The 11,242-nt window shown below is 50.4% G+C and carries 8 protein-coding genes; 1 reads left to right on the plus strand and 7 read right to left on the minus strand.

Annotation, left to right across the window (positions count from 1 at the left end; genetic code table 11):
• Positions 1 to 216: 216 nt before the first annotated feature.
• Positions 217 to 2,196, plus strand: a complete 1,980-nt coding sequence (locus tag CS562_RS31965) for a methyl-accepting chemotaxis protein (protein WP_099859369.1) — start codon at positions 217 to 219, stop codon at positions 2,194 to 2,196.
• Positions 2,197 to 2,277: 81 nt separating this feature from the next.
• Here the strand turns inward: CS562_RS31965 and CS562_RS31970 are convergent, their stop codons facing one another.
• From CS562_RS31970 to iolD, 7 genes are all read right to left on the minus strand, one after another.
• The gene (locus CS562_RS31970) at positions 2,278 to 3,291 is read right to left on the minus strand and encodes a LacI family DNA-binding transcriptional regulator (RefSeq protein WP_099859370.1); all 1,014 of its coding nucleotides are present in this window, start codon (positions 3,289 to 3,291) and stop codon (positions 2,278 to 2,280) included.
• 103 nt (positions 3,292 to 3,394) lie between these two features.
• Positions 3,395 to 4,204, minus strand: a complete 810-nt coding sequence (gene iolB / locus CS562_RS31975) for a 5-deoxy-glucuronate isomerase (RefSeq protein WP_099859371.1) — start codon at positions 4,202 to 4,204, stop codon at positions 3,395 to 3,397.
• A gap of 39 nt (positions 4,205 to 4,243) precedes the next feature.
• Complete coding sequence (gene iolG, locus CS562_RS31980; RefSeq protein WP_099859372.1) at positions 4,244 to 5,296, minus strand: inositol 2-dehydrogenase; 1,053 nt, start codon at positions 5,294 to 5,296, stop codon at positions 4,244 to 4,246.
• Between the two features lie 69 nt (positions 5,297 to 5,365).
• Positions 5,366 to 6,841, minus strand: a complete 1,476-nt coding sequence (locus CS562_RS31985; protein ID WP_281364781.1) for a CoA-acylating methylmalonate-semialdehyde dehydrogenase — start codon at positions 6,839 to 6,841, stop codon at positions 5,366 to 5,368.
• A 70-nt stretch (positions 6,842 to 6,911) separates the two neighbouring features.
• Positions 6,912 to 7,922, minus strand: coding sequence for a 5-dehydro-2-deoxygluconokinase (iolC, locus tag CS562_RS31990; RefSeq protein WP_099859373.1), 1,011 nt, complete (start codon positions 7,920 to 7,922; stop codon positions 6,912 to 6,914).
• A gap of 98 nt (positions 7,923 to 8,020) precedes the next feature.
• Positions 8,021 to 8,923 carry a myo-inosose-2 dehydratase gene (gene iolE, locus CS562_RS31995; protein ID WP_099859374.1) on the minus strand — a complete coding sequence of 301 codons (903 nt, stop codon included), beginning with the start codon at positions 8,921 to 8,923 and terminating at the stop codon, positions 8,021 to 8,023.
• A 112-nt stretch (positions 8,924 to 9,035) separates the two neighbouring features.
• Complete coding sequence (iolD, locus tag CS562_RS32000; RefSeq protein WP_099859375.1) at positions 9,036 to 10,901, minus strand: 3D-(3,5/4)-trihydroxycyclohexane-1,2-dione acylhydrolase (decyclizing); 1,866 nt, start codon at positions 10,899 to 10,901, stop codon at positions 9,036 to 9,038.
• Positions 10,902 to 11,242: the final 341 nt, after the last annotated feature.

Raw genomic sequence — 11,242 nt, forward strand, 5'->3', positions numbered from 1 at the left:
ATCTCATCCAAATATTGTTCTAGATCATTAAAATAACCCACTAAATACAAGTACTTTATAAAGAAAAACCTCTTCATAATCCTTCAATTTTAAATATTATAAATTGCTAATTAACTTGATAAATATCTATATTATCTTTTTGAAAAAAATGTCGATATACTACATAAGCTTTCGGCTTTTCCTATACTAGCAGGGACATCAGAGGGGGAGAATTGGATGAAACTTAAACCGAAATTAATGATGATGTTTCTGGCCGCTGTACTGATTACGGCGATTCCACTGGCAACACTAGGCTTATACCAAACAGAGAAACAAGCCACTCGTAATGTTGATTCCAAATTAACTGGATTAATGTCCTCGGCGGCCAACGAACTGAATGGCTGGATCAGCAGCAATGCCAAAGTTGTGGAAACACTGGGGTTTGTGATTCAGGAAGGAATTCCGGCTGGACAACTGAACGAAGATTATTTTGACATCATGAAGCTGGGCAGTAACAAAGAGAGTCTTTCGGATCTTTACTATGGTTCAGAACAAGACGGTCATTTCATGAATGGTTCGGACTGGACACCTGATGCCGGGTATGATCCACGTCAGCGTCCTTGGTACCAGGAAGCGAAGCAGGCTGATCAACTGGTATTCTCTGATCCCTATCTGGATATGATGTCGAAGCAATACGCGGTGTCCATGGCGATGCCGGTCCTGAATAAAGAGAGACAGCTACAAGGCGTAGTAGCAGGGGATTTGCTGCTCTCTACCCTTACGGATACGGTGGGGAAAATCAATCTGGACGGGCTAGGTTATACATTTTTAATCGATAAAAAAGGAATGCTTCTTGCTCACCCTGACGAGAAACAGGTGAATACGTCGGCCTCTGAAAATGCTGAATTAAAACCACTACTGGCCGATATGCAGGCAAACCCGTCAGGAGAGAAGAATTTTAAATACAATGGTGAGAATTATCTACTGTTCTACAATCAGATCCCCAGCACGGGCTGGGTGGTCGGTTCAGTTATTTCCGAGAAATTAGCCTATTCAGAATACTATGAATTACGAAATAACTACATTCTGATTATCGCTGTTACGCTAATCGTTGTTATGGCGGCAGCATACTGGATTGCAACACTATTCATCAAACCACTGAAAAGCTTGGGGGCGACCTCCAGACTGATGTCGAGTGGTGACTTTACCGGTCAGGTGCAGATCAAAGGAAAAGATGAGTTCGCAGAGTTAGGTACGTCATTCAATCAGATGTCCGCTCAACTCAGTCTGCTGCTGAAACAGGTCGCCTCCTCCGCTAACCGGGTGCAAAGCATCTCGGGTGAAATGGAAGAACATACGGACAATACCAAACGTATTGCCGAACAGATCTCCATCGCCACAGATGAACTCGCGCAAGGGTCAAGCAAACAGGCGGAATCGGTCTACGACGGTTCCAGTCGACTGTCCGAGATGAGTAATAGTGTTGGCGGCATTAACCGCAGTGTTGAACAATCAGTAACCATGATGCGTGAAGCAGGGGAAGCGATGCTTGCCGGATTGCAAGCCGTGGATCAACAGGTGGAACTTGCGGACGGCAATCGGATTTCCATTGATCGGGTGGGTGAGTCGATCACGCTTTTGGCGGATAAGTCGCAGAAAATTGAGGATATTGTCGGCATGATTCGGGGCATCGCCTCCCAGACCAATCTGCTCGCCCTGAATGCTTCCATTGAAGCGGCCAGAGCGGGTGAACACGGACGAGGCTTCGCTGTCGTTGCCGAAGAAGTGCGGAAACTAGCAGAACAGTCTTCGGACTCGGCACAGGATATCATTATCCTGCTGGATGAGATTCAAGCGGCAAGTCGTCAAAGCGTGAGTGAAGTAACTTCGGCTGAACAAGGTATTGAGCAGCAGGTAGCTGCTGTGCATGAGATGCGCGAGTCGTTTACCCGAATCAAACAATCCATTGACGGCATCGACAGCCAGCTTCAGTTGGTATCCTCTGCTACGACCGAGTTGGATGATAGCTCTGGTAAGATTGCCGAAGTGATCTCCAGTGTTGCAGCCATGTCGGAACAGAGCGCGGCTTCTACAGAAGAGGTTGCTTCCTCCACACAGGAACAGTTCAATTACATTACAAGCATCTCGGAACGTTCCAATGAACTGGCGCAGCATGCCAACACGCTGTACGAGGAAGTGAAGAAGTTCAAGATTTAACGCAACAAGCCGCGTTCACCTTAGGTGCACGCGGCTTGTTTTATGTGGACGACGTATATGTTTCAGGACCGGGCTGTAGTCTTAAGATTGATCTGATACCTTTCCTGTTGAGTCTCTAATGACCAATTCAGGCTTCAGGACAATTTTTTGCGGTGAATTTTCTTCATTTTTTAGCTCATCAATTAATAAATCAACGGCACGACGCCCCAGATCCTCAATAGGTTGGGCAACCGTCGTCAGAGGCGGACTGGTTACCGAAGCCAGAATCGTATTATCGAATCCGATAATTGATACCTCTTCAGGCACACGCAGGCCTAGTTCTTTGGCAGCTTGAAGCGCACCAATGGCCTGCATGTCGTTACAGCAGAAGATGCCTGTGGCTCGATTCTTATCTGTGAGCAGCACGAGCGCCTCTTTTTTGGCTGAACCCAGATCGGCAGATGACTCTTTCACCTGATCGGCTTTAAGAGAATAACCCGCCTTCTCCAATGCTTCACGAAATCCGCGTACACGTTCCTGACTGCTGCTGACTTTGAACGATTCGGACAGCACCGCTACATGAGTATGACCCAATTCAAGCAGATGCTGTGCTGCCAAGGCGCCCCCAAGCCTATCATCGATGGCAACGGTATGTACCGACAACGACGGCATATGACGGGCAATTAGAGCAACAGGTATCGACTGTTGCAGGAGCGGAGATAGAATCTCGGCATTATCGATACCTGTTCCGATCATCATGCCGTCGACCCTTTTTTGCTGAAGCAGATTCAAATACCGCTCTACCCGCTCGTCCTTATTGTCTGTGCTGCAAATCACGACGCTATAACCCAACTGCCGACTGCGATCTTCTACCGCTCTGGCCAGCTCGGCAAAATACGGATTAGAGATATCGGGCACGAGCAGCCCGAGCGTGTATGTCTGCTTACCCGTAAGTGCAGCAGCAATAGCGCTCGGCTGGTAGTGAAGCCGCTCCATGATCTCCATAATCTCGACGCGCCGCTTCTCGCTAATTTTACCTTTGCCGTTAATGACCTGTGAGACGGTTGCAATGGATACCCCCGCCTCGCGTGCTATATCATATATGGTTGCTTTCATTGTTATTTCCCCATTTGTGCTATATATAAATTCCTTATATATAGGTAATCGTTATCTTCTCATTATGCAGGGGGAAGTCCGCATACGCAACTTGAAGCCGATACTACTTTTTATTCATCAGCCAATCATGGTCCGGGTCGTTATGAAACTTCCAGGTGCGGGTTGGTCCTGCCATCACATTCAGATAGTAGACCTCGTATCCCGGAGGAGCACCCACCGGATGGTATCCACATGGAACAAGCACAACTTCGCCGTTGTTCACTGCAAGCGTCTCATCTACAGCTCGATCATCTGTGTATATCCGTTGGATGGCAAACCCCTGTTCAGGCTGCACTCGAAAATAGTACGTCTCCTCTAGCAATGATTCGTCAGGCAGAGCGTCCCGGTCATGTTTATGCGGCGGATAGCTCGACCAATGTCCATCAGGCGTGAACACTTCAACGACGAGCAGACTGTCTGCTTCTTTTTGTTCCGGCAAAATGTTGTGAATCTGTCGTTCCAGGTTGCCGTAACCACGCGTCTCAACACCTACATCTTCCGGGGCAATCAGACGAGCTGGATACGTGCCTTTACCTGGTGCCGCACATATGGCAATCTCCAATGCGGTAAGAGCGGTGAATTCCACTCGATCTGAACTGGATACGTAAATCGAATACGGAGGAATTTTCTCAAAAACACTCATTCTTTTCCCGATTTTCTCCCACGTATATTCACGAGTACTTACATTCGCCAAGCCGCTAAGAAGCACAAGGCAGAGTTCCTGATCTCCACTCTCACGAGTTAGGGTCTGTCCCTCCGCAAGCTGCACCACCTGAAACCCAACGTATTGCCATCCCGCAGACTCTGGTGTGACCGTCAACAACGTTCCGTCTGCTTTCGGATTCAACACAGGTTTTACTATACGTTCTGACATGCTTTCTTCCACTCCTTCCGGTATATTATGAAAATGGTCTTACGGGGCAACCGTCTGGGATTCCACCGATATTCCCGGGACTTCACGCAGCTTCACAGGTCTGCCTTGTTCCATGGACATGCGTGCGGCGAGTGCGATGCGTTCTGCCTGAACGGCATCATTCCCGTTTACGATGACAGGTGTATCGTTCCGAATCGCGTCGATGAAAAGAGCAGTCTCCTGCACGTACGCTTCGTTGTATCTCTCCAGGAAAAAGTGCAGCGGCTTGTCGCGCATCAATCCATTTGCTGTACTAATTTCTGCAGTATTCGGATGATCGTTCGCAGCTGTTGCGCTGCCCAATGAGCCAAATACCTCGACTCGCTGATCGTATCCATATACCGCTTGGCGGCTGTTATCTATGACGCCGATTGCTCCATTTTCAAAACTCAACGTCACAATGGCCGTATCCACATCGCCGTGTTCCGCAAAAACAGGATGAATTAGCACATTGCCCTGGGCATAGACTTCCTCCACCTCACTCCCGGACAAATACCGGGCCATGTCGAAATCATGGATCATCATATCCATGAAGATTCCGCCAGACACCCGAATGTACTCCGCTGGCGGCGGACTCGGGTCACGAGAAGTGATTTTGATAATATGCGGATCACCAATCGTTCCCTCCTGCACATATGCACGTACCCGTTTGAAGTTATGATCGAAGCGACGATTGAATCCGATTTGCAGCTTTACCCCAGCCTTCTGCACAGCTGCAACAGCTGCTTGAGTCTGATGAAGATCCATACTGACCGGCTTCTCGCAAAAAATGTGTTTGCCCGCCTGGGCTGCCTGTTCAATCAGTGGTACATGCGTATCTGTTGAGGAACAGATCAGCACTGCATCCACATTTGGCATGGCGATCAGCTGGCTGCTATCTGTCGTTACCACCGGGATGCCACGGCTGGAAGCCCACTCCTCCAGCTCGGGTCCTGCAAACAAATCACTGATGCCAACAATCTCGGCATGCGGGTTGCGCAGGAGATTGTCCGCATGAATTTTACCGATACGACCAGCGCCGATAATGCCAATTCTCACTTTATCCTTGCCCATTCCGTTATCCTCCCTGTATGTGTCCATGTGGACTCAACGTTCTTCCATTGGCTGGTATGCCCTGAGTGACTACCAGCGTGCAGTAACCATCTTTTTGCGAGTATAAAATTCAACGCCGTCTGTACCGTTGGCATGCAGATCACCGTAGAAGGATTTCTTCCAGCCGGAAAAAGGGAAGAATGCCATTGGCGCAGGTACGCCCAGGTTAATGCCCAGCATGCCTGCATCAATCGTTTCACGGAATTGGCGCATGCTTGCTCCACTGCGGGTGAACAGGCAAGCTCCGTTGGCAAAGTCGGAACGGTTGGCCAATTCCACTGCTTCCTCCAGCGTAGCTACCCTCGCTACCGAGAGCACCGGTGCAAAAATCTCGTCCTTCCAGATCTTCATAGTGCTCTGCACCTCATCAAATACCGTCGGACCAACGAAATAACCAGACTTACCTGTCGCTTCATCTTTGCGACCATCGCGGATCAGAGCAGCGCCTTCCTGTTCTCCGGATTCAATGTAGCTAAGTGTACGTTCCTTATGCGGGCCACGAATGACAGGACCCAGAAATACCCCATCATCCATGCCGTTACCAATCGTGATACGATCTGCTGCTTCCACCAGCTTTTGCACCAGCGTGTCTGCAACATCGCCGACGGCGACAACAACCGAGCAGGCCATACAGCGTTCTCCGGCTGAGCCGAAGGCTGCACTGGTGATTTCTTTCACTGTCAGGTCGAGATCGGCGTCCGGCATAACGATCGAGTGATTTTTGGCACCAGCAAGCGCCTGTACCCGTTTGCCATGTGCGGATGCGGTAGTGTAAACATATTCAGCCACAGGCTGTGATCCGACAAAAGAGATGGCTTGAACATCCTTGTGTTCAAGCAGTCCATTCACGACGTCATGCGCACCGTGAACGATATTGAGCACGCCGTCCGGAAGCCCTGCTTCCTTGAACAGCTCAGCCAGACGGCCTGCCAGCAGCGGTGTGCGCTCGGACGGTTTCAGGACAAAGGTGTTGCCGCACGCAATCGCCAGCGGGAACATCCAGCACGGTACCATCATCGGGAAGTTGAAGGGGGTTATTCCCCCAATTACACCGATTGGGTACCGATACATGCCTGACTCTAGCCCAGTGGCAATGTCGGGCAGCTGTTTGCCCATCATCAGATTCGGGGCGCCTGCCGCGAATTCGACGCATTCGATGCCACGCTGCACTTCGCCGTAGGCTTCCGCGTAGCTTTTACCGTTCTCCAGCGTAACCAGCCGGGCAAGTTCTTCCCAGTGCTCCACTAGCAGCTGCTGGTAGCGGAACAGAATCCGTGCACGGCGGGGAACCGGTGTGCCACTCCAGGACGGGAACGCCTCCCGTGCCGTTTGGACGGCCAAATCCACATCCGCCTGTTCAGACAGCGGTACGTGTGCAATGACCTCTTCCGTAGCCGGATTTACAACCGGCTCCGTACGGATTGCCGCCGGGGCCACCCAGGCACCCCCGATCCAGTTTTGAACCATTGTCGCCGTTACTGACGCTTCCGAAATCCCTTTTCCCATAGCCCTGTCTCCCTTCGCTTATATGTGCTTGCGTCAATTACGCCATCCACTCCAACTACTTCAACATGCTTCAAGACACCGTAATTTCGCCCCGATTGCAGCGTTCGATATAGTCATTCACTTGCTCCACCGTTGGCATCGCATCCGAGCAGCTATGGCTGGAGATAACGATACATGCTGCCGCACTGCCAAACGCCATGCTGCGTTCAATCGTCCATCCCTGCATCAACCCATACAGGAATCCCGCCGCGTAGGAATCACCTGCTCCAAAGGTCTTCACCACACGCGCAGGGTAGCTGTCCGCTTGATGAGATAGCCCTTCACCTGTATAGGCAATAGAGCCTTCCTTGCCATGTTTGATGACGACAATTTTAGCTGAGAAATCAAACCATTTTTGTGCGGTCACCTGATCGCTATGATCTGGATTATGGTCAAACGTCTCCATCATGTCGAACTCTTCACGTGTGCCCAGGATGATATCGCATTTCTCGGCTGCGAGGTTATAATAGACCGCCGTCTCTTCGGCTGATGTCCATGTGTAAGGACGATAGTCCAGATCAAACACAATGATTGTGCCATGCTTTTTCGCATACGCCAGTGCCTGGAATACCGCTTCACGCGATGGGCTCTGGGCGAGGGCTGTGCCTGAAATGAGCAAAACTTTGGAGTCGGCAATCAGCTGTTCCTGCACCTCTCTCGACTGCAATAGCAGATCAGCCACGTGGTCACGGTACATTAGAATGCTGCAATCGGTTGGACTTTTGATCTCGGTAAAAGCAAGTCCTGTCACCGCTCCGGTATCGTCCGTTACCACATTTGACGTATCGATCCCGTTCCGCTCTAGATAACTGTTGATGAACCTGCCCATCTGGTCATTCGCGATTTTGCCGATAAATGCCGTTTCCATACCGAGCCTGGACATGCCAATCGTGATATTAGCCGGAGATCCGCCCACATACTTCGTAAAGGTCATCGTCTCTTCCATCGGGCGATTGATCTCATTGGCATTCAAGTCGATGCACAGACGGCCAATCGCGGTGAAATCCATCTTCCTGGAATCAGGAAAGGATAAGTAAGTCATTGTATTTGAACCCCTTTCTGTGATGTACATTTATCAAACTCACACTTATAATCTGGTTTACCTCATGGTACGGCTCTCTCCCGATGGCCATGACTTTATCAGCTGTGCTGGTATAAGGACTCCATATATTGCAACGATCGCCGCGCATACTCATACGGATTATGAATCGCAGGGTCCTGTTCCCCTTCAAGCATCGCCCAGCCATCATACCCCCGTGTGACCAACTCCTGCAGAATCGGTGCAAAATCAATACATCCATCTCCGGGAACCGTAAATACCCCTTTACGAATACAGCCCACAAAATCAGACTGTTCCGCCCGTGCTTCGTCCAGCACTTGAGGACGAATATCCTTTAGATGAATATAGGCAATCCTGTCATAATGCTTGCGTAGGAGAGCTAACGGGTCAGCTCCGCCGTAGTAAGCATGACCTGTGTCATAGAGCAAATAAACAAGAGATGGGTCAGTCAGTTCCATCAATTTATCGATCTCATCCGGCTGCTCAACAACGGTACCGCCATGATGATGGTACGTCAGCTTCAACCCGTGCTCACGGGCGATGGCACCTGCTTCGTTCAGCCCCTCAGCAAAGATGTGCCATTCCGATTCACTGAGTCTCAATACTTCTTTTTCATGCGGTGTCCGCCTTGGATCGAAATGCAGGGAGCCACCTACTTCCGCCGTGCTAATCACCGTGCTGCCCATTGATTGCAGAAACTCCGCGTGTCTGCGATAGCAGTCCAGCTCAGACTGACGATACGCCGGGTCGGAGAACAATACCGATTTCCACTGGGAAACGAGGCGGATGTTGCGCTTGCCCAGCTCCTCCCGCAATGTGTCTGGATCCGTGGGATATTTGCGTCCCATTTCCGTACCTGTCAGGCCAAGTCGCTGAATGTCCTCCAGAATCTGTTCACATGTTGTTGCATCACCATGCTCCTTTACATCCTCTCCGACCCAGTTGATCGGATGAATCCCGAGCTGAAATGGCAGATTGTTCATGGCTCCACGTCTCCTTTTGTGGTTCAACATTTTTGCATCATTCGATTTAACGCGCGCATTCCTATATATCATGCTGATTGAAAGTTACTCTTTGGATTGATGATATGCTCAATTAAATGAGTCTAGCTCTGGCACGGTTTGCCTGCATCGCCTGGTGAGCCGTTACCACCTTTTCCTCGTTGGATACTTCAGGTACGCCCACATTCCACCAAGACTCATATCCGCCTGCATTGGTTCCGGGCACGACTGGAATTTCGATCAGTGTAGTCACGGTCTCATTCCGGGCATCTCTGATCGCCTGCTCCAATTGTTCCGTCGTCTCTGCCTTATAGGCTTTGGCTCCAAGGCTGCGGGCATGGGCTGCAAAATCCATAGGCATGTAATCCCCGGTCAGTCGTCCGCTTTCCGATTCCCGATAGCGGAACTCGTTGCCGAAACCGTCACTTCCATGCTCCCGTTGCAAATTATGAATACACTGAAATCCGTTGTTGTTGAATAGTAAAATGGTTATCTTCTTCTGTTCCTGCAAGCTCGTCACCAGTTCAGAATGCAGCATTAGGTAACTACCGTCACCCACCATGGCATACACTTCACGATCCGGTTCGGCAAGAGCTGCCCCGAATGCCCCGCTCACCTCATAGCCCATACAGGAGAAGCCGTACTCCATGTGGTATGTTTTCGGTGCAGACGCGCGCCACAGACGGTGCAAGTCTCCAGGCAAACTTCCCGCCGCACACACAATGACGGAAGAAGGATCAATGGTCCGATTAATAACACCGACCGCACTCGTCTGCGCGAGTCCTGCCTCATGTAGCAGTCCGTAGAGTCGATCTACCTCGACGTTCCACTCATCCCGAAGGTCGGCGATTTCAGATGTTCCGTAACCACTGTGATACTGCCGTCCCTGTAAAGCCGTTTGCAGAGCTTGCAGACCTTCCCTTGCATCAGCTAGAATCGCTTCCCCACCCAATTTGGCAGCATCCATGCCGTTCAGGTTAATATTGATGAAAGCCGCTTCGGGATGCTGAAAAGCAGACCGAGACGCCGTCGTAAAATCCGAGAACCGGGTGCCGACGCCGATTACCACATCCGCTTCTCTAGCAAGCCTGTTGGCAGCCAGCGAGCCGGTAACACCGATGGCTCCCACATTAAGTGGGTGGTCCCACGCCAAGGCACTCTTGCCAGCCTGCGTCTCGGCAACCGGAATGCCAAATGCCTCGGCGAATTCAGCCAGCTGTGTGGATGCCTCGGCATACAACACGCCGCCACCTGCTACGATCAGCGGCTTCCTGCCACGGGCAATCTGCTGCGCTGCCCGTTCAATTGCCGCCTGGACCGGGGGACGACGGTCCAGGTAATGCACCTTGCGGGCAAAGAACGATTCAGGGTAATCGTACGCCTCTGCCTGCACATCCTGCGGCAGTGCCAGCGTTACCGCGCCCGTTTCCGCTGGGTCCATCAGCACGCGCATCGCCTGTGTGGCAGCAATCATCAACTGTTCGGGACGCACGATGCGATCCCAGTATTTGCTGACCGCTTTGAACGGATCAGTGGCTGAAATCGTATAATCGCCGCTTACCTCCAGTTGTTGTAGCACGGGATCTGGTTCACGCGTGGCAAAGTTATCACCCGGAAGCAGTAAAACGGGAATACGATTGACCGTTGCCGTTGCCGCTGCGGTAATCATGTTCAGTGCTCCTGGTCCGATGGATGTTGTGCAGGCATAAATCTGTTTACGGTTCTTCTGCTTGGCATAGGCTGCTGCCGTATGTACCATGCCTTGTTCATTTTTACCCTGCATATACGTCAAACTTCCAGAACTACGTTCCAGTGCCTCTCCAATACCAGTTACGTTGCCGTGACCGAAAATGCCGATAACGCCTTTCACAAACTTGGTTTCCACCCCATCAACGGAAATATATTGCTGATCCAGATATCGGAGCAGTGCCTGAGCCATCGTCAGTCTAATGGTTGTCATGGAATGATCATCTCCCTTCCCTTTACGGGTTAAGCGCTTAATCTACGTTAAGTTTAAGCGCCTTACCCCTAAAGGTTAAGCGCTTAATTGATATAGTATTACAGGCTGAAGGATTAGGCAAGATATTTTTGTAAGCGTTTTACAAAATGGCAAATAAACATAGCTTTATCACTGTGGGTGTTGTGTATTCTCCCACTGTTCATAAGCTATGATCCGATAAGTTACTAACATTGAACTATGTGTTCGAAATCTAATGGAAACGTAAAAAAATACAAAAAAGAGATGGCAGAAACCATCTCTTTTTTGCATTTCTATAAAGCGGGTGATGGGAATCGAACCCA

The organism is Paenibacillus sp. LK1 (genome assembly GCF_002750415.1).
Taxonomy (GTDB): domain Bacteria; phylum Bacillota; class Bacilli; order Paenibacillales; family Paenibacillaceae; genus Paenibacillus; species Paenibacillus taichungensis.